Source organism: Aeromonas sp. ASNIH5, assembly GCF_002902865.1.
GTDB lineage: Bacteria > Pseudomonadota > Gammaproteobacteria > Enterobacterales > Aeromonadaceae > Aeromonas > Aeromonas caviae.
In genome coordinates, this window is record NZ_CP026122.1 from 4,487,094 (window position 1) to 4,506,982 (window position 19,889).

The 19,889-nt window shown below is 63.4% G+C and carries 15 protein-coding genes; 7 read left to right on the forward strand and 8 right to left on the reverse strand.

Annotation, left to right across the window (positions count from 1 at the left end; genetic code table 11):
- Positions 1–295: 295 nt before the first annotated feature.
- Both puuR and C2U30_RS21200 read left to right on the forward strand, forming a co-directional pair.
- Positions 296–904 (forward strand): HTH-type transcriptional regulator PuuR, encoded by a 609-nt coding sequence (gene puuR, locus C2U30_RS21195; protein ID WP_029314011.1) that lies wholly within the window; start codon positions 296–298, stop codon positions 902–904.
- Positions 905–953: 49 nt separating this feature from the next.
- The gene (locus tag C2U30_RS21200) at positions 954–2,231 is read left to right on the forward strand and encodes an NAD(P)/FAD-dependent oxidoreductase (RefSeq protein WP_103244474.1); all 1,278 of its coding nucleotides are present in this window, start codon (positions 954–956) and stop codon (positions 2,229–2,231) included.
- A 100-nt stretch (positions 2,232–2,331) separates the two neighbouring features.
- On the opposite strand, the gene C2U30_RS21205 is transcribed toward C2U30_RS21200, so the two are convergent.
- From C2U30_RS21205 to C2U30_RS21225, 5 genes are all read right to left on the reverse strand, one after another.
- A complete protein-coding gene (locus tag C2U30_RS21205; protein ID WP_103244475.1) occupies positions 2,332–3,537 on the reverse strand; it encodes a transporter in 1,206 nt (401 codons plus the stop codon).
- Positions 3,538–3,600: 63 nt separating this feature from the next.
- Positions 3,601–4,260 (reverse strand): hypothetical protein, encoded by a 660-nt coding sequence (locus C2U30_RS21210; RefSeq protein WP_103244476.1) that lies wholly within the window; start codon positions 4,258–4,260, stop codon positions 3,601–3,603.
- A 7-nt stretch (positions 4,261–4,267) separates the two neighbouring features.
- On the reverse strand, positions 4,268–4,945 hold the full coding sequence (locus C2U30_RS21215; RefSeq protein WP_103244477.1) for a C39 family peptidase: 678 nt from the start codon (positions 4,943–4,945) through the stop codon (positions 4,268–4,270).
- 54 nt (positions 4,946–4,999) lie between these two features.
- Positions 5,000–5,992, reverse strand: coding sequence for a hypothetical protein (locus C2U30_RS21220; protein ID WP_103244747.1), 993 nt, complete (start codon positions 5,990–5,992; stop codon positions 5,000–5,002).
- Between the two features lie 192 nt (positions 5,993–6,184).
- A complete protein-coding gene (locus C2U30_RS21225) occupies positions 6,185–6,763 on the reverse strand; it encodes a hypothetical protein (RefSeq protein ID WP_233721003.1) in 579 nt (192 codons plus the stop codon).
- Positions 6,764–7,132: 369 nt separating this feature from the next.
- On the opposite strand from C2U30_RS21225, the gene C2U30_RS21230 reads away from it, so the two are divergent.
- Positions 7,133–8,434 (forward strand): sigma-54-dependent transcriptional regulator, encoded by a 1,302-nt coding sequence (locus C2U30_RS21230; RefSeq protein ID WP_103244479.1) that lies wholly within the window; start codon positions 7,133–7,135, stop codon positions 8,432–8,434.
- Positions 8,435–8,532: 98 nt separating this feature from the next.
- Here the strand turns inward: C2U30_RS21230 and ybaL are convergent, their stop codons facing one another.
- Together ybaL and ggt are read right to left on the reverse strand one after the other, a co-directional pair.
- Positions 8,533–10,164, reverse strand: coding sequence for a YbaL family putative K(+) efflux transporter (gene ybaL, locus C2U30_RS21235; protein WP_103244480.1), 1,632 nt, complete (start codon positions 10,162–10,164; stop codon positions 8,533–8,535).
- Positions 10,165–10,538: 374 nt separating this feature from the next.
- A complete protein-coding gene (gene ggt, locus C2U30_RS21240) occupies positions 10,539–12,320 on the reverse strand; it encodes a gamma-glutamyltransferase (RefSeq protein ID WP_103244481.1) in 1,782 nt (593 codons plus the stop codon).
- Between the two features lie 112 nt (positions 12,321–12,432).
- On the opposite strand from ggt, the gene C2U30_RS21245 reads away from it, so the two are divergent.
- Positions 12,433–13,050: an arylesterase gene (locus C2U30_RS21245; RefSeq protein WP_103244482.1), complete on the forward strand. Its 618-nt coding sequence runs from the start codon at positions 12,433–12,435 to the stop codon at positions 13,048–13,050.
- 179 nt (positions 13,051–13,229) lie between these two features.
- On the opposite strand, the gene rdgC is transcribed toward C2U30_RS21245, so the two are convergent.
- Entirely contained in the window at positions 13,230–14,141 is a 912-nt protein-coding gene (rdgC, locus tag C2U30_RS21250; protein ID WP_010673564.1) for a recombination-associated protein RdgC, read from the reverse strand.
- Positions 14,142–14,320: 179 nt separating this feature from the next.
- On the opposite strand from rdgC, the gene C2U30_RS21255 reads away from it, so the two are divergent.
- The 3 genes from C2U30_RS21255 to C2U30_RS21265 all read left to right on the forward strand — a co-directional run bounded on the left by C2U30_RS21255 (position 14,321) and on the right by C2U30_RS21265 (position 19,838).
- Positions 14,321–14,749, forward strand: a complete 429-nt coding sequence (locus C2U30_RS21255) for a GNAT family N-acetyltransferase (RefSeq protein WP_103244483.1) — start codon at positions 14,321–14,323, stop codon at positions 14,747–14,749.
- A 110-nt stretch (positions 14,750–14,859) separates the two neighbouring features.
- Positions 14,860–16,086: an exonuclease SbcCD subunit D C-terminal domain-containing protein gene (locus C2U30_RS21260; protein ID WP_103244484.1), complete on the forward strand. Its 1,227-nt coding sequence runs from the start codon at positions 14,860–14,862 to the stop codon at positions 16,084–16,086.
- Positions 16,083–19,838, forward strand: coding sequence for an AAA family ATPase (locus C2U30_RS21265; RefSeq protein ID WP_103244485.1), 3,756 nt, complete (start codon positions 16,083–16,085; stop codon positions 19,836–19,838). Before C2U30_RS21260 ends, C2U30_RS21265 begins: the two co-directional genes overlap by 4 nt.
- The last annotated feature ends 51 nt before the right edge of the window (positions 19,839–19,889 follow it).

Below are 19,889 nucleotides of genomic sequence, written 5' to 3' on the forward strand. Positions count from 1 at the left end.
GATAGTGGGTCTGGGTGGCGCGTTTATGTGGGCACCGCCGTATAGAATAATAAGCACGTAACGACCATAAAATGAGCCGAAATGTTTTTCAAGTGTTAAATATATTTGAGTGAACTGGGCGTCACATGCTAGAAATGGGGCTATTAGCGCGATTGTAGCGGTTTTCATTGCGCAGGGTGTGCAAAATAATGAACGCTCTGGGTTGTGCAGGATAGTGAACGGGGCTGACGTGTCTGACGCACTATATTGACCAGTCGGCCCCAGGTATTCGAATGACCATGGAAGGAGGTGGGCGATGGAGCAATCCCGTGGCGAGGTCCGGTGGCGGACCATGACGGACAATCCCCTGGCGGAGCACGAGAGAAACATGGGGGAGCGGCTTGCCCGGATCCGCAGGGAGCTCGGGCTCTCCCAGCGCCGGGTGGCGGAGCTGAGCGGCCTGACCCACGGCGCCATCTGCATGATAGAGCAGAACAAGGTGAGCCCCTCGGTGGCCTCCCTGCAAAAGCTGCTGAGCGTCTACGAGCTGCCGTTGTCGCGCTTCTTCGCCGAAGAGGAGGTGGCGAGCACGCCCAGCGTGGTGATCAAGGCGGAGCAGCTCATCGAGCTTGGCAGCCAGGGGGTCTCCATGAAGCTGGTGCACAACGGCAACAATCGGCGCCAGCTCGGCTTCATGCTGGAGACCTATGCCCCCGGCACCGACACCGGCGGCGTGGTGAAGCATCAGGGGGAGGAGGTGGGCACCGTGCTGGAAGGGTCGGTGTTGCTGACCCTGGCCGGCCAGACCTATGAACTGTGCGCCGGGGACAGTTATGTCATCGACACCGGCGAGCCCCACAGTTTCAGCAATCCCTCGGGGCAGGTCTGCCGCATCGTCAGCGCCCACACCCCGGCCAGCTTTTAATGTGAACAACCCGTTGTGTTGGAAACGAACCGGTAAGGAAACAGGGATCATGACCGAACATGTAAAGAGTTACTACGCAGCCAGTGCCAACAAACACGCGCCCTATCCCACGCTCACCGAGCAGCTGGAGTGCGACGTCTGCGTCATAGGCGCAGGCTACACCGGCCTCTCCAGTGCGCTGCATCTGGTGGAGAAGGGGTACAAGGTGGTGGTGCTGGAGGCGGCCAGGGTCGGCTTTGGCGCCAGCGGCCGCAACGGCGGCCAGATCGTCAACTCCTACAGCCGCGACATCGACACCATCGAAGCGAACTGCCCGCCGGATCAGGCCAGGCTGCTCGGCTCCATGCTGTTTGAGGGGGGCCAGATCATCCGCGAGCGGATCAAACGCTACAATATCCAGTGCGATCTGCAAGAGGGCGGGGTCTTTGCCGCCGAGACCGAGAAGCAGCTTCACGAACTCAAGGCGCAGAAGGCGCGCTGGGAGAAGTGGGGCAACGACCAGCTGGAGCTGCTCGATGCCGACGGGGTGCGCGAGGTGGTCGCGAGCGATCGTTACGTCGGCGCCCTGCTGGACAAGAGCGGCGGCCATATCCATCCCCTCAACCTGGCGCTGGGGGAGGCGGAAGCCATCCGCATGCAGGGGGGGCTTATCTTCGAGCAGTCCGCCGTCACCAGCATTACTCCGGGTCAGCCGGCGTTGGTCAAGACCGCCAAGGGGGCGGTGAAGGCACGCTTTATCGTGGTGGCCGGCAACGCCTACCTCGGCAATCTGGTGCCCGAGCTCGCCGGCAAGAGCATGCCTTGCGGCACCCAGGTGATCGCCACCGAGGTGCTGGGAGAGGAGCGGGCCCGTTCACTCTTGCCACAGAACTACTGTCTGGAGGATTGCAACTACCTGCTCGACTACTACCGTACCTCCGGCGATCACCGGTTGATCTATGGCGGCGGCGTGGTCTACGGGGCGCGGGATCCGGCGGACATCGAGCGGCTGATCATCCCCAAGATGCTCAAGACTTTCCCGCAGCTGGCCGACGTCAAGGTGGAGTACACCTGGACCGGCAACTTCCTGCTCACCCTGTCGCGCCTGCCGCAGTTTGGCCGCATCGGTCACAACATCTACTACATGCAGGGCTACAGCGGCCACGGCGTCACCTGTACCCATCTGGCGGGCAAGCTGCTCTCCGAGGTGCTGAGCGGTCAGGCGGAGCGCTTCGATGCGTTCGCCAGGCTGCCGCACTACCCCTTCCCGGGTGGCCGCCTGCTGCGCATCCCCTTCACCGCCGCCGGCGCCGCCTGGTACACCCTGCGCGATCGCCTGGGGGTGTGATGACAAGGTGGCCCGCCAGGCAGGCTGGCGGCAACAAGAAGAGGGAGGCGTTATGCCTCCCTCGTTTTTTTGTCGTCAACCTGCCGGGGCCCTGATGGGGCTAGAAGCGGTAGGGGAAGCGGATCCCGATGGTGTAGTCCGGTGCGTCCGTGGTGAGCCCGGCAGACCAGTTGACCGCCATGGAGAGGTTGTCGGTGATGGCCCAGGTCGACCCCATGCCAAAGCTGGCGGCGTTGGCATCGGAGCCGGTGACCTTCTCCATGGCAAAGCCTTCGGACCCCTGCTCGGACTCCATGGTGACGCGCTGGTTGATGTTGAAGGAGAGGCTGAAGCGTTCGTTGAGAGCGAATGCGACCCCCAGGCCATATTCATACCAGTCTCCCAGCTGGATGCTGCCGGGCTGGTTGCCGGGCTGGTAGGAGATATCGTCAAAGTCCTGCTTGAGGCTGTGACCATAGTTGAGGCTGGCAAACAGGATGGCGGGATCCATGGTCTTGACCAGGGAGAAGCCGGTGGAGAGCTGCCAGAGCCCGTTGCCGGTGGCGAGCTCCTTGGGGGTCACCAGGTTGCCCGATTCCGAGGTGTTGATCTCGATGCCGTAAGGATCCTTGCCGGTCGGCGCCTTGGCCCGGAAGTTCCACACCAGATCCGGCCAATCCTCGCTCTCTGCCATGACCCTGTAGTAGATGGCGAGGCTGAGATCCCCCAGACCGCCATCGCTGACGCTCTGCTCCTCGAAGTCGCGGCTGGAGTTCTCCTTGCCGGTGCTCTGGTAGTTGGTGTTGCGGAACATGTAGGGGAGGGCCAGCTCCAGTTGCCAGCGATCGTTGAGGGTGTAGCGGGTGATGACATCCGCCGTCCACTGATCGGAGCGCACCCGATCCAGGTTGATTTCGCCAAGGAAGATGGCGTCCAGGGCGAGGAAGCCGCGCAGGGCGAGATCCTTGCGGTTGTAGTGCTGGTAGGAGAGGCCCACATCGACGGTCAGGGCGCGGTCGAACACATTGTGCTGTTCGATCATCAGGTCTTCGGTACTGCGACCGACTTCCGGCGTGCGCCGTGCCGTATCGGGTTGGGAGGAGGCTGCGACGGCGGCCCCGCTTGCTCCTCCTGCTGTGGCGGCAGGCGTGGCTCCCGAGGCCTTGACGGCCTCCAGGCGAGCCTGTAACTGATGGAGTGCCTGGTTTTGCTGGATCAATTGCTGACGCAACTGATCCAGCTGTTGTTGCAGGGCCTCTTCTTCTGCAGTTGCGCCCCAGCAGGTGAAGGGGGTCAGTGCAATCAACAGCATGGTCGACTGTTTCATCTAGATACGTCCTTGTTGTTTATTATCCTTTTTTATAGTTCAACCCATGGGATTCACCTGCTGTTAGCGAGAGAACCAGATCCGGGTCTGATTCAGGGTCTGCAATCCGTCTCCCCTGACCTTGTTGAACTGCAACAGACCGCGGCTGAAGTCGGTGCCTCTCAGGCTCTGTTCCAGCAGGACTCGTCCGTCGGAGGAGTTTAGTTGCAACCCCGCATAATTGCCTGACACGCGGTAACTGGCTGTGCCAAGATCCCCCTGGTGCTCGTAATTGCCCGCGGAGACAATCTGTCCCGTCATTGCGGGGGGCGTCAGTGTAATACCCGCCTGGTTCACCGAGCTGTTGCCGCTCCCCTCCAGTTGCACGACCTGCACCAGGCCTGCGCCTTGTACGGAGGCACTCTGGGGCGTCGTTGTGACAGTCTTGACCTCATCCTTGATGCGGACATCCAGCTTGGGCTTGTTTTGCACCACGCTCAGCGCCAGGTTCATGGCGGCCGTTTGCTGGGCCTGGGCCGTGGTCAGGGATGAGATGAACTCGATGCCGAAGTAGCTGATCCCGTGGCTGCTGACGTAGCGGCCACGCAGATGGGCCAGTTCCCCATCGGCCAGTTCGGGGGCAAAGCTGTCTGACAGCAGTGCCAGAGGATCCGAGGCGGCCAGCAGCGGAGAGGCAAAGCCACCCAGACTGCAGATGAGGCATATGGCGGGTCGGGTATTCATGATGACCTCACATTAGCTCTTTGTGCTGAAAACCAAATTCCAGCAGGGATGTTTCATTGAGGGGGGCGAACAGCCCATCCTTGCCTCTGACAGAGAGCGGGGGAGAGGGGTTGGCAAGGGGCGCATCAGGCCGATAGCCAGCGCCGATCACGGCAAGCAGTATGCCGTTCCAGCTCTCCTTGAACTCCTTGAAGGTGATCACTCGATTGCCGAGGGCGGGGTCTGCCAGATAGACACGGTCGTGGCGATCGATGGCGCGCAGCACGGCAAAGTGCTGATAGCCGCGAATGTTGAGCAGGACGATGGTGGGCACCCTCACCTGGCGCAGTTTTTCATCGCCCAGTCGATACCCTCTGACCCGCATGCCGAGCATTTGCAGGTACTGCTTCATGTCGAGCATGGAGAAGCCGTAGTGCTTGACCTGCTCCGGGTCTGCCATGGCAAGCATGCCATCCATGACCCAGCGTTCATTGGTTGCATGGCCGTAGGCGTAGCGCAAGATGGTGGCGACTGCGGCGGCCCCACAGCTGAAATCCGTATGTTGGCGCTCGATATTGGCATAACGGCGCTCCAGAATGCTCTGTACCGGCTTGTTGAGATCCCCCAGTGCCGGGAGATGTTCTCCCAATGGCATATTGGCCGACCAGGCAGCAGGGCAGAATAACAACAGCAGTAGCCAGCGCATTGAGACCTCCATGTCCTGAAAAAAAGGGGGCGCAAAGGCCCCCTCTGAAGTGCATTACTTGGCAAAGCCTGCGGCCAGCGAGAGGTTGTTCGCTTGCAGGTTGTTGGTGCCCGACGACACGTTCACCCCGATGTTGCCCACGGCACCGTTGAAGGCGCCGCCATCGATGGTTGCCCGGTTGAAGGTTTCGCGGCTGGTGTAGGTATTGACCACGGGTATGAAGCCAGTGGCATAACCGCTCAGCTTGATATCACCCTCTTCCTCGAACTTGAACTTGGAGTCCTTGCTGCCATCATCGTCCTGATTGTCATAGTCGATGTGGCCCCAGAGACTGCCGCCATTGGGATGATCACCATCCTTCCAGATTTCCGGATAGACGTTGTTGGTCTGCTTGCTCGTCCCTTCGTACTCACCCTCGGCTTTGAGCTTGAGGAAGATGGGGTTGTAGTCCACGGTCTTGGTGGCGCTCAGGCTCTTGTTCTCTGTCATGTTCTGGGTCACGCTCTGGCTGTTTGCCACCGTGGCCACGGCCATGTTGCCGGTGGACACCGAGGCCGCCATGTTGTTGGCCTGAACGTTACCCGAGCCAGACGTCACGTTGGCACCTATGTTGCCAGCGGCATCCTTGAATGCCCCATCGCCGATCCCGGCCTTGTTCTGATGACCGTGGTTGGCAGTCCAGTTATTGCTGGCGCTTTGGGAGGAGAAGATCTCGGCATCCGAAGAACCACCGGCCATGCCATGTTGTTGGCCACGACCCATGATGAACTCGGCATCGACTTCGTCATAGGCTGCCAGAGAAGCGCTGTTGCCTTGTACGTTGGAGTCACCGGCCGCCACGTTGGCGCCGACGTTACCGGATGCACCCTTGAACGAGCCGTCAATCTTGCTCGTGTTTTCTGTTCTTGAGTTAGCAGTGCCGATCATGGAGCTGGATTGCTGGTTGTCCACCACCGCCATGCCGAGTTTGTTGACGTTGATGTAGCCGCCGACATTGACTCTGCCTTCGTACTCCACATCGACCTCTGCCTTGACCTTCTTGGTCAAGGTTGCCCCTGTCTCATCCCTGTCACCGCGGTAATCGGCGGAGGCGGTGCCCGACATGGCCATGACAACCGCAGCGGCTAATGAGCTATAAATAAGTCCACGCATAATGAGTCTCTCCATTGAACTTTCTGTGGAAGATTTGCCCATCGGCTGAATCTAAGCCCCCGGACTCGGCTTCCGATCCCTGCGACATCATGGGGATGTCGTTACTGCGCCAGCCAGAGGCAGGGAGACCATGTTGACTGCCTGGTTTCCCTGTCCCGTGACCTGGTTCACCTGGATGACGCCTTTGCTGCCCGTCAGGGCGTTGTCATCCAGATAGATGCTGGTGGTGGTGTTGGAGGGCACCTTGCCTGAAGGTGTCTTTGCAACACTGGTGCTGAGGTTGATGTCGGTCACCACGCCGATGCCGCTGTCATCCAGCGACAAGGCAAAGGCATTCAGCTGCTGGTTGGCTTCACCTGCGCCCTGATTGATCCCGACCAGCCCCTGGCTCTGGCTCAGCGCCGAGCCCAGAATGGCCACGCTCTGGTTGCCATTGAGATTGGTAGTGGATTGATTCTGCTGGCTAAACTGAACGATGGCCGGCCCTGATAGGGCGATGGCGGCGAGGTTGCCCTGCTGGTTGTTATTACCGGCAACCATATTGACACCCATGGCGCCACGAATGTTGCTGAGTGCTTGCGAGCCGAGATCAACCCGATTCTCTGCTTGTGACTGAGGTGCGAATGCGGAAAGAGGAATAATTGCCAGTGCAATATATGTTTTCATTCTCTGTCTCCATATGCCAGGAGGGCTTATTAGAGAGAGCAATGAGTGTGCCAATTGGTAACTTGTTGATATGTATTGTTTTTGTATTTGAGTTATTTGTGTTTAAGTCTCAGCTTTGATAATGAACTTTTATATGATTCATCAACACATTGTTTATCAATGACTTTATTTTTTCTCACCGTTAATTTTGCTGTCTCATTATTGTGGTGTCATCAGTCTAAATGCGGGATGGTTTATAGTTATCATCGTCTGGCTACCTTGAGTTGGCGTCATTTGATGAACGTCATGCTCTGTCCAGATGAAGGAGTGAGCCTCAAAGAGCAATGGTCAGACTCTCTCGTGCAGAGGCTATAACAAGGAGTTTTCCCTATGACAGAAACAGCATTGTTACTCATCAATTCATGTGCCGTGCTGGAAAGCCTGCTGATAAAAAGCGAATGGCAAGTGGAGCAGGCAAGTTCCCTGGCGGTGGCAGAACAGAAATTGCAGGAAAAGACTTATCCCCTGGTGCTGGTGGCCATCAAGCCGGATCAGCATGACGCCTTGTATTCCCTGATTGGCCAACACTCCAGCAGCCTGTGGATTGGCCTGATCGAGCGTGATTGCCTGGCCAGCGAGGCCCTGCGCAACCTGCTTGCAGCCTGTTTCCATGATTTCCACACCTTCCCGCTCGATCAGGAAAGACTCTCCCACTGCCTGGGTCATGCGTTGGGGATGGCGCAGCTCATCCGGCGCCATCGCCCCAAGATGCCGGCTCAGCTGCGCTTCATCCAGGGTGAGAGCAGCGCCATTCGCCAGTTGCGCGAGCAGATCATGCGGCTGCAACATTGTCGCCTGCCCGTGCTGGTGACCGGGCCCAGCGGAACCGGCAAGGAGCTGGTGGCCCGGGAGCTGCACTACAGCACCTTCGGCGAAGACAGTCCCTTTGTGGCCGTCAACTGCGGCGCCATGCCCCATCAGCTGATCCAGTCCGAGCTGTTCGGCCACGTCAAGGGCGCCTTCACCGGTGCACAGAGCCGCAAGATAGGCAAGATTGAAGCGGCCGATGGCGGCACCCTGTTCCTCGACGAGATCGGGGAGTTGCCACTGGAGGACCAGGCGACCCTGCTGCGCTTCTTGCAGGAGCAGAGCATAGAGGCCGTGGGCAGTCATCTGACTCGGAATGTGGACGTAAGGGTCATCGCCGCCACCAATATCGATGTGGAGCAGGCGGTGGCCAGCGGTGGATTTCGCATGGACCTCTACTATCGGCTCAACGTGGTGCGGTTGCGCACCCCTGCCTTGTGCGAACGGGCGGAGGACATCCAGCTGCTTGCCGACGATATCCTGGCAGAAGTGCGGGGAGGGAGGATGCTGAGCTTTACCCACAAAGCGCGTCAGGCCATGCAGTCCTATGGTTGGCCCGGCAATGTCAGGGAGCTGCGCAACCGGGTACAGCGGGCAGCCGTCATGAGTTCTGGCCCCTTCATCGAGGCCGATGACATGGAGCTGACCAACATGGACTCCCTGTTGCTCGATGGCTCGCTCAAGGCGGTGCGTGAGGCGGCAGAGCGCCAAGCGCTGCAACGGACGCTGGCCCGCTTCCCCGATCAGCTCGAGGAGGTGGCCCGCACGCTCGATATCTCCCGGGCCACCCTCTATCGCCTGCTGGACAAGCACGATCTGCTGTGAGGGGACGGCAGTATCGCCCCGTCATGCAAAAAGCCCGGGCAGCAGGCCCGGGCTTCTTGTCTGGCCCCGTCGTGGGGGCTCGTGACTTCCGATGAGCTTCAGGCCATCTCCATGGCGAGGTGACAGAGTCGCCGCGCAGCCTCCTCCTCGCTCTTGACCACCTGATGCACGCCGCGCACGCGCAGATGATGCACCTCCTCGTGCTGGTGGGCACAGGCGGCGATGCGCATCAGGGCGCCGTATTCCTGCGCCCTGATGGCTATCTCACCGGCCAGCAGGCTGTCATCCAGGGTGATCAGCAGCCAGCTGGCGTTGGGCAGCGCCGCCGTCAGCAGATCCTGCTGGATGGGATGGCCCGCCAGACAGGTGATCCCCATGGCGCGCCAGGGGGCCAGCAGTCGCTCGTCGGTGTCGATCACCACCATTTCCCTGCCTTGTTCATGCAACTGCCGAATGAGGTGCTGGCCTATCTCGTCGGCGCCCACTACCACCACATGGCCCTGCAAGGGGCAGAGGTGAGGTGACCCATCGGTGCGTGGTTCGGGATGGCGCCTCAGCCAGCGCTCCGCCTGGTTGAAGACCAGCGGATTGAGCACGATGGAGAAACAGGCGCCGACCAGCACCAGATCACGGGCGACTCCGGGGACCAGCTCGAGCATGACTCCGAGACCCATCAGGATGAAGGAGAACTCCCCCACCTGTGCCAGGCTGGCGGAGATGGTCAGCGCCGTGCGCTGGCTGTGGCCAAAGAGCCGCACGATGGCGAAGGCGGCCACCGATTTGCCGATCACGATGACGAACAGGGTGGCCAGCACGGCCAGGGGCTCGCGCAGCAGGATGACGGGGTCGAACAGCATGCCCACGGAGACGAAGAAGAGCACGGCGAAGGCGTCCTGCAGGGGCAGGGTGTCGTTGGCCGCCTTGTGGCTCAGATGTGAGCTGTTCATCACGACGCCGGCGAAGAAGGCGCCGAGGGCAAAGGAGACGCCAAACAGCTTGACGGCGCCAAAAGCGATGCCAAGGGAACAGGAGAGGACGGCCAGGGTGAATAGCTCGCGGGAGCCGGTGGCGGCGGTGCGGGCCAGCAGCCAGGGGATGAGGCGTCGCCCTCCGATGACCATCAGGGCGATGAAGGCAGCCACCTTGGCCAGGGTCAGGCCGATATCCGCCATCACCTGGGCCGGGGTCAGTGCCTCGCCCCCCTGCTGCAGGTTGGCGAGGATGGGGAGCAGTACCAGGGCCAGCACCATCACCAGATCCTCCACGATGAGCCAGCCGATGGCGATGCGTCCCTCGTTGGTGTCGAGCTGGCCGCGGCTCTCCAGGGCGCGCAGCAGCACCACGGTACTGGCGGTGGAGAGGGCCAGGCCAAACACCAGGCCGGCGGTCACGGTCCAGTCGAGCAGTTGGGAGAGGCCAAGGCCGAGCAGGGTCGCAAGGGTTATCTGGACGATGGCTCCCGGGATGGCGATGTGTTTCACCGACAGCAGGTCTTTTACGGAAAAGTGCAGGCCGACACCAAACATCAGCAGGATGACGCCGATTTCGGCCAGCTCGGGGGCGAGCCGCAGATCGGCGACATAGCCCGGCGTAAAGGGGCCGCATACCACGCCGGCCGCGAGGTAGCCCACCATGGGGGAGATGCGCAGGCGGCTTGCCAGCATGCCGAAGAGGTAGGCCAGCACGAGGCCGCCTACCAGGGTGGTGATAAGGGGGAGTGAGTGGTCCATGTCGTCACCTCGCTAATGGCAGTCAGGGGCTACCAGATCACCCGAAGGCGAAGAGGGCAGCTGTCAATGAGCAGGGGGCGAAAGAGACAGAAGTTGGCCGTATCAAGGGGAAATCTTGAGGGCAACAGATGCCGTTTCTATTGAAAAGTAATGCATTTATATGCCATGAGCAACACTGTTCCAGTTTTTGCGTTGGTTTTGATGAAAAGCATCTTTAATGCATTGCGATTGGGTGAAAAGAGTGTGCAGTTAAAGAAAAATTGGCAGGAATAATCAATCGATGATGATATCGGGAGGCAAGGGAGAACACCTATGAGCACACGGCATGGAGGAGGCTGGCCCCCTCCATGGTGAACGAGGGTGCTGAAGGGGCATCACTCCCCCCTGGCGACCCCCTCACGTCTGGGGTCTGCGGCCCCCAGCCAGCCGCCGGCATGGCGCTGGACGCCCTGCAGCCCGGAGGTCTGCTCGTTAAGCAGGACCTCGTGCCCTCTGGCCTTGAGCCCCTGAACCACGGCGTCGGGCGTGCGACCCTGCTCCAGCTCGGTGGGGCCGTTGCGACTGCCGAAATTGGGCAGGTTGATGGCCTGCTGCAGGTCGAGCCCCCAATCCTGGGTGCCGAGCAGCGCCTTGCCCACGTAGTTGATGATGGCCGAGCCTCCCGGGGAACCCAGGCTCATCTCGAGCTCGCCGCTTGCCTTGTCAAACACCAGCAGGGGCGACATGGAGGAGCGGGGGCGCTTGCCGGGCTCCACCCGGTTGGCCACCGGCAGGCCGGCGGCGTCCACCGAGGTGAAGGAGAAGTCGGTGAGCTGGTTGTTCAGCAGGTAGCCGTTGACCATCAGCCGCGAGCCGAAGCCATCCTCGATGGAGCTGGTCATGGCCACCGCCATGCCGCTCTTGTCCACGATGGAGATGTGGCTGGTGGAGGGCAGCTCCGGGGTGGCGTCCCGGCCCCAGGCCAGCGCCCGGGGCGGGTTGCCGGGCTGGGCGACGCCCATGGAGCGGTTGCCGATAAGGTGCCCCCGCTGCGCCAGATAGCCCTTGTCCAGCAGGCCTGTCACCGGCACGTCGACGACGTCGCCGTCGGCCACGTACTGGTTGCGATCGGCGAAGGCGAGGCGTGCCGCCTCGCTGTAGAGGTGAATGGCCTCGCTGGAGGCGGCCAGTTGACCCTGCTCCCCCTGTACCGGTTTGAGGGCGGCCATGTCCCGGCTCTCCAGCATGCCGAAGATCTGGCCGAGGGCCAGGGTGCCGGAGGAGGGGGTCGGGAAGCCGCAGATCTCGCTCTGGCGATAGTCAAAGCAGAGCCCGTCCCGCAGCTTGGCCTGGTAGCTGGCGAGATCGGCGGCGCTCAGCACCCCGGGGTTGGTCGGGTGGGCGTGCACCTTGGCCACCATGGCCTCGGCCAGCGGGCCGCGATAGAAGGCGTCGGGGCCGTCGCTGGCCAGGGTACGCAGCACCCTGGCCAGGGCCGGGTTGGTGAGCCGGGTACCTGCCGTCTTGGGAGTGCCGTCCGCCTGATAGAAGTAGGCACGGGCGTCCGGATCCCCGGCCAGATAGGGATCTTTTGCCAGCAGGGTGGCGAGGCGGGGGCTTATCACGAACCCTTGCTCCGCGAGGGTGATGGCGGGTTCGAACAGCGTGGCCCAGGGCAGCTTGCCATAGCGCTCGTGGGCCAGGGCCAGGGCTCGCACCGTGCCGGGGGCGCCGACGGAGCGCCCGCCCACCACCCCCTCATAGAAGGCCATGGGTTTGCCCTCCTTCATGAAGAGCTGATCGGTGGCAGCGGCGGGGGCTGTCTCCCGGCCATCCACCGCCGCCACCTGCTTGCCGTCCCACACCAGCATGAGGGAGCCGCCGCCGATGCCCGAGGATTGAGGCTCCACCAGAGTCAGCACCAGCTGGACGGCGATGGCTGCATCGACGGCGCTGCCCCCCGCCTTGATGATCTGGTAGCCCGCGTCCACCGCCAGCGGGTTGGCCGCCGCCACCATGAAGTCACGGCCCTGCCAGCCCGGTTTGTCAATCCAGCCGCTGGCCGCCTCCGGGGCGATCAGGGTCTGGGGAGGAGGGACATAGTGAAAGCCATCCTGGGAGGCGCAGCCGCCAAGCAGGCCGAGGGCGACCAGCAGGCCGAGGGGTTTGAGGGACATGACAGGCTCCTTGTCGGTTTCTTGTTCACCTGCCGAAATGTGTCACACTTGGAGCTTGATTAAAAGTTTGTCTTAATACTCATATGGTTACAAAACTATCAAGGAGGCGCTCATGACACACCGGGGGACTCTGGCGAAACCTTGCATGGCGGGGCTGCTCTGCCTGTTGCTGACGGCCTGCGGGGAGCCGACCTTCAGACCGCTGGCCCAGGGGGAGACCCTGCTCGCCTTCGGGGACAGTCTGACCGAGGGGCGCGGGGTGAGCCCGTCCCAAAGCTACCCCAGCGTGCTGGCGAACCTGAGCGGCCATCCCGTGGTCAATGGCGGGGTGTCCGGAGAGCTGAGCCAGGCCGGTAGGGCCCGCCTGCCCGGGTTGCTGGCCCGGCACAGACCCGCTCTGGTCATCCTGCTGGAGGGGGGCAACGACATCCTGCGTGGCAGCGGGGAGGCGGCCCTCAAGGCCAATCTCGCCGCCATGATAGAGGCGGTGCAGGGGAGCGGGGCCCAGATCCTGCTTGTCGGGGTGCCCCGAAAATCCCTGTTTGCCGATGGCGCTCCCCTCTACGAGGAGCTGGCAGAGCAGTACGGGCTGGTGCTGGACAACGACAGCATCGGCGAGTTGCTGCGAGACCCGGCCCTGAAGTCCGATACGGTGCATTTCAATGCCGAGGGTTACCGCACCCTGGCGCAGCGACTTCATCGACTGTTGCAGGAAAGGGGGGCACTCTAGCGAGGTGCCATGCTGCCGGGGCAGTTCGCCATGCTGCTAAAGCCTATGGGGTCAGGAGATTGCGCGGCGGGAGGGCGACGGCGCTACTCCAGAGGCGTCCAGCCCGTGGCGACAATGCCCGAAGACATGAAAAAACCGCCGTGAAGGCGGTTTTTGGCAATCAGGCTGAGCCAATTTGCTTAGATGGACTGCTCTTCACCACCCAGGGCGGCAAACAGGGCCGGGATGAACTGGGAGAGCTCGGCGGTGACCAGGGCGAAGTCGGCATCCAGGCGGGCGGCGGGATCTTCACTGGTGACGTCGTCGTTCTGCTCGCGCAGCTCTTCGCTGAACTTGAGGCGCTTGATGGAGAGATCGTCCCCCAGCACGAAGCTCAGGGTTTCGCCCCAGTTGAGGGCCAGCTTGGTCACCAGCTTGTCGTTGGCCAGGTGGTTCTTGATCTCCTCGCTCATCAGATCCTGCTGCTTGCAGCGGATGATGCCGCCGTGCTCCATGGCGCTGCGCAGCTCGGCTTCGTCCTCCAGGGTGAAGGCGGCGGGCAGGTTGCCCTCGTTGAGCCACTCGGTCATGGTGATCTCGGGCGGGTTCTTGAGGGCCACCGGCACTACCGGCAGGGAGCCGATGGATTTGCGCAAGAGCGCCAGCAGATCGTCCGCCTTCTTGGCGGAGCCTGCATCCACCACCATCAGGTTGTCGGCAGGGTTTATCCAGGCGAAGGTCTGGCTGGTGCGGCTGAAGGCGCGAGGCAGCAGGGTGTGCATGATCTCCTCTTTCAGCGCCTCCTTCTCTTTCTTCTTGAGGGCGCGACCCTGCTCGAATTCAATGGCCTCTACCTTCTCCGCCAGCATCTCCTTGACCACGGTGCCGGGCAGCATTTTCTCTTCCTTGCGAGCGCACAGCAGGATGTGGCCAGAGGCGGCGTGGGTCAGAGTGGAGCCGAATTTGCCAAGAGGCTTGACCCACCCGAACCGGGAGATGTCCTGGCTGCCGCACGGGGTGAAGGCGCAGGCTTCCAGCTGGGTTTCCAGCTGCTCAACGGTCAGGTCGAAGGGGCGGGTAAAGCGGTAAATCTGCAGGTTTTTAAACCACATGGCGTCCTCGGTCTCTAGATTGTCCGGCGGGCATTGTACTAGAGAGGCGCTTTGTGATCAGCCAATCATTCTCGCTAAATAAAGGGCGATCGACCTCACAGGGCCCCACCTTGATCCCCCGGGAGCGGGTGCAACTCCCCTAGACTGCGAGTGTTCACATTGCTGACAAGGAGGCGACCATGTTGAGACAGAGTCGGCCGGAAGACATGGAAGAGATCGTCGAAATCTGGCTCCTGGCCTCCCTGCAGGCCCACGATTTCGTCGATGCCTCCTGCTGGTGGCAGGCTCAGGAGGAGCTGCGTACCCGCTACCTCGATCACGCCCGCATCTGGGTGTTCGAGGAGCGAGGGGACCTGCTCGGCTTCATGGCGCTGGTGGATGATTACCTGGCTGCACTCTTCGTGCGCCCCGATAGGCAGGGGCGGGGGGTGGGGCACGCCCTGTTGCAGGAAGCCAGATCCAGATGTGCCGAGCTGCATACCCGGGTCTTCGTGGAGAACGAGCCAGCGGTGCGTTTCTATCGCCGCCACGGCTTTGAAATCCGGGGGGAGGTGCCCGATCCCCTCACCGGCCATCTTCAGTACCAGATGCATTACCAAGCCGTCTGAATCTGACGTCTGGGGCTGCCCCGGTTGAAAACGGGGGGCACCATCCTCATCTTGTCTCCATCCCGGGGCGCCTTCGCCCCCGCTCTCTTCTCCTTATCGAGCCGTTTTCCATGAAGATCCTGCACACCGCCGACTGGCACCTCGGTCATCAGCTTCACGGCCACGACCGCCGCTTCGAACACGACGCCTTCCTCGACTGGCTGGCCGACACCATCAAGACCCGCGACATCGACGCCCTGCTGGTGGCGGGCGATCTGTTCGACACCGCCAACCCTCCCGCCAGTGCCTGGCAGCAGCTCTACCGCTTCCTGGCGCGGCTGCGCGCCGAGCACCCGGCACTGGAGATGGTGCTCATCGGCGGCAACCACGACTCCCCCTCCAAGCTGGATGCCCCCCACGAGCTGCTGCGCGCCTTCGACCTCCATCTGGTGGGCAGCATCAGCCGGGACGACGAAGGGCGGCTCGAGACCGAGCGCTTGCTGGTGCCGCTGCGAGGCAAAAACGGCGAAGTGGCCGCTTGGTGCGCCGCCGTGCCGTTTCTGCGCAGCAGCGATCTGCGCCCCGACGGGATCAGCGAAGGGCAGGACAGACTCATCGAAGGGGTACGCCAGGTCTATGAGGCGGTGCTGAGCGAGGGGCGTGCGCGCTGCCATCCGGATCAGGCCCTCATCGCCATGGGCCACGCCTATCTGGCGACGGGCCAGCTCTCCGAGCTCTCCGAGCGGCGGGTGCTCGGCGGCAACCAGCATGCCCTGCCTGCCGAGCTGTTTGCCGCCGCCGACTACACGGCGCTGGGTCACCTGCACCTGGCCCAGAGTCCGGCCGAGGGGGTGCACTACAGCGGCTCGCCGCTGCCGCTCTCGCTGGCCGAGGCGAATTACAACCATCAGGTGCTGGAGGTGACGTTTGAGAGGGGCAAACTGGCCCGCCTTGAGCGGATCCCGGTGCCCCGCGCGGTGGAGATGATCCGGCTGCCCCAGAGCGGCCTTGACGAGGCGCTCCAGGCCATCGAGGCGCTGGCGCTACCCGCTTGCCCGCAGCAGGCGCAGCCCTTTCTCGAGGTGCGGCTGCTGCTGCCCAAACCCGAGGCCCGCATCCGCGAGCGCGTGCTGGCCGCCATCGGCGACAAGCCGGTGCGCCTTGCCCGCATCACGACCAGTTATCAGGGCTCGGGCCAGGGGCTGGCGGATGGTGCCGGCCAGCGCAGGCTCGATGAGCTCTCCCCCACCGAGGTGTTTCGCCTCTGCTATCAGCGTCAGTTCGACGGGGAGCCGGAGGCCGAGCTGGTGGCGTCGTTTGAAGAGATCCTGGAGCAGGTGAAGGAGTCCAGCCAATGAAAATCTTGTCGCTGTCAGGGGAGAATCTGGCCAGCCTGACCGGTCAATTCACCATCGATTTTGCCGGTGGCGCTCTGGGGGCTGCCGGCCTGTTTGCCATCACCGGCAATACCGGCGCGGGCAAGAGCACCCTGCTCGATGCCATCTGTCTGGCGCTCTACGACGAGATGCCGCGCTTTATCGCCAATCGCAAGAATGTCGCCGAAGTGGGCCGCATGGATGACGAGGAGAAGCTCAAGGCCAACGACGTGCGCGGCATCCTCAGCCGCGGCCACGCCAGCGGTTTTGCCGAGGTGCAGTTTCGCGGCTGTGACGGCCGCATCTGGCTGGCCCGCTGGGCGGTGCGCCGGGCCCGCAACCGCGCCGAGGGGCGCTTTCAGGCCCAGGAGCGCAGCCTGACCGACGTGGCGTCGGGCCAGGTGTTCAGTGGCAGCAAGCGGGAGCTGCAGGATCGCATCGACGAGCTGGTGGGGCTCTCCTGGGAGCAGTTTCGCCGCGCCGTCATCCTGCCGCAGGGGGAGTTTGCCGCCTTCCTAAAATCGAGCGCCGATGAGCGTTCGGCCCTGCTCGAACGGATGACCGGCACCGAGCTCTACTCCGCCATTTCGGTCCAGACCCATGAGCGGGCGCGGGAGGAGCAGCAGAAACTGGCTGCCATCAGCCAGCGGCTCGGTGACGTGGCGCTGATGGACGAGGCGACCCGCGAGCAGTGGGTGAGCCAGCAGATAAGCCTTGCCACCAGCCTCAAGCACGAGCAGCAGCAACAGCAGCTGATGCAGGACTTGCGCGATCTCAACGGCCGCATCGCCGCCCAGTTGCAGGCCTGTCAGGAGGGAGAGGCGGCTCTTGCCGCAGCCGAGGCGGCCCACGGTGCGGCCGCCCCCGAGCGCGAGGAGTTCGCCCGCGCTGAGCAAGCCCAGGTGGCCCGCGCGGATCACGACGAGCTGGCTCGCCTCACCCTGGAGGTGCAGCAGCAGGAGAAGGCGCAGGCCGAGCTTGGCCCTGAACTTGGCAAGCTGGAGGAGAAGACCCAGCAGAGCGCCCTCACCGAACAGCAACTGCTGGCGGAGAAGATCGCCGCCGAGCGCGAGTGGGGCGCCCTGCAGCCTGAACTCAAACGGGCGCAGGAGCTCGACACCCGCATTCGGGAAAAGCAGCAGCAACTGCAGAAGATCCAGCAGGAGGGGGCGCAGGAGCGGGAGGTGCAGCTCACCCTGGAGCAGGGCTGGCGCCAGCAGTGCCAGCAGGTGGAGCAGCTCAAGGGCCAGCACCAGCAGTGGGGTGCCTGGCTTGAGGAGCACAAGGAGCTGGCGCCGGTGGCCCGCCAGTGGCAGCCCCTGCTCACCGCCATGCAGGATTGGGCCGAGGATGCCGACAGGCTGCAGCAACTGCTCACCCTGCGCGAACACAAGCTGCGCGCCCTCAGGCAGTTGCAACATCAGCTGGAACAGGGGCAGCAGGAGCGCGACTATTGGCAGCGCGAGCAGGAGCGACTGCAGCAGCAACAGCACGAGCTGCAGGAGCAGCAGTGGGAGGGGCGTCTGGCCAAGGCGCAGGAGCAGTGGCAAGGGCAGACTGAGCAGCTGGGCCAGCTGCGCCAGCTGTTGGAGCTGGCGGACTATGGCCGCAATCACGGTGAGCAGCATGGTCGCCTGCAGCAGGAGATCGCCCAGCTGGAGCAGGCGCTCGGCAAGCTGGCCATCCTCGGCGACGAGCTGACGCCGGCCCGCGAGCGGCTCGCCCTGCAACGGGACGAGGCGCGCCATGCGCTGGAGCAGTCCCGCGCCATCGCCAGTTTCGAGCAGCATCGCCACATCCTGCGCGACGGTGAACCTTGCCCGCTCTGCGGCGCCGAGGAGCACCCCTATCACCAGAGCCAGCCACAGGTGGCCGGCATTCTGGGGCAGTTGGCGGAGCGCGTCCGCAGCCTGGAGCTCGAGTGGGAGCGGCTCAATCACCAATACATTCAGTGCGAGAGCGAGCGCCAGGAGCTGGCCCGCCAGCTGGCGGTGCGCCAGCAGCATCTGCCTGAGCTGGAGACGCGCGCCGAGCAGCTGACCCAGCGCTGGCAGCAGCTCGGCGGTGCCGAGCTGCTGGGCCATCCGCTGCCGCTGCGTCAGAGCCCGATCGAGTGGAACGAGTTGATGAGTACCCTGCTCGGCCGCGGCCAGAGTCTGGAGCAGGGGCTGGTCCGCAGCCAGCAGCAACTGCGCGAGGCCCAGCTCGGTCAGCAGCAGTTGCAGGCCGTGCGCCAGCAGCTGAGTCAGCTGGTCAGCCAGCACCAGCAGTTCGAGCAGCAGTGGCAGGAGGCCGACCGCCAGCGCATCGCCCTGGAAGGGGAGGTGAAGGCAATGGGCGAGCAGGAAACGACCCTGCGCCAGCGCCTTGAGCAGGGAGGCAGCCGACTCGATGAGCAGATGGGAGGCCAGCCCTGGCGCCAGTGGCTGGGCAGCCAGCAGTGGCACGAGTGGCAGCGGGCCTGCGAGGCCTGGCTGCACGGCCAGAGCGAGTGGGAGCGGCTGACCGGCGAGATTGCCAGCCTCACCCCGGCCCTGAGCGCCCAGGAGGCGCGTCTGCAGACCCAGCGCGAGCTGCTGCACAAGCTCGAGCGCGACTACAAGGAGCATGAACAGCAACGACAGGGGCTGGTCACCAGCCGTGCCACCTGTCTGGGGGGCGAGGAGATTGCCCTGGTCGAGAGCCGCTGGCAGCAGCGGCTGCAGCAGCTGGCCAGCGAGCTGGAGACGATGCAGGGGGCGGCCCGCGCCCTGCGCGAGCGTCAGACCGAGCTCAAGACCCGTCTCAGCCATCTGGAGCAGGAGAAGCAGGTGAGCAGCCGGCGGCGACGGGAGGTGCTGGGGCGCTGGGCTGCCCACGCCAGCAGCCTCGGCATCGCCGAATATGACCTGCGCCGCCTGCTGGCCATGAGCCCGGATGAGCTCAAGGGGCGCCGCGCCGCCTTGCAGGCGCTGGAGGATGCCCGCGCCGAGGCGCGTACCCGTTTAACCGAGCGGCAGCGGGCGCTGGCACTGGAGGAGAGCAAGCGGGATCGTTACCGCGAGCATCACCCCGAGCTGGCCGCGTTGGCGCCGCCGGAGCTCGACAGCCGGCTGACGGCGCTGGAGGCGCACTGCCGCGCTCTCGACGAGCAGCTGTTCCAGTGCAAGAGCGCGCTGGCCCAGGCCGAGGCAGCGGCCCTCAAGGCGGGCACCCTGCAGGAGGAGCTGGCCGCCCAGCAGGCGGTGGCGGATCACTGGCAGCGCCTCTGTGACCTTATCGGCTCGGCCAGCGGCGCCAAGCTGCGTACCTTCGCCCAGAGCCTCACGCTGGAGCGGCTGCTGCTGGAGGCCAACGCCCAGCTCGCCGAGCTCTCCCCCCGCTATCGGCTGGAGCGGGTGCCCGGCACCGATCTGGCGCTGCAGGTGGTGGATCTCGACATGGGGGATGAGGTGCGCTCGGTGGACTCCCTCTCCGGCGGCGAGAGCTTCCTGGTGTCGCTGGCGCTGGCGCTGGCCCTCTCCAGCCTGTCGTCACGGCAGACCCAGGTCGAGTCGCTGTTCATCGACGAAGGGTTTGGCACCCTGGATCCGGACAGTCTGGATCTGGCGCTTGCCAGCCTCGATTCCCTGCAGGCGGCCGGTCGCCAGATCGGGGTCATCTCCCACGTGCAGACCCTGGTGGAGCGGATCGGTGTGCAGGTGAGGGTGGAGGCCCTCGGCGGCGGCGAAAGCCGGGTGGTGTTGCCCGGCTGACGACGTGTCGCCCATGACCCTCCATGAACAAAAAGGCCCCTGTCACAGGGG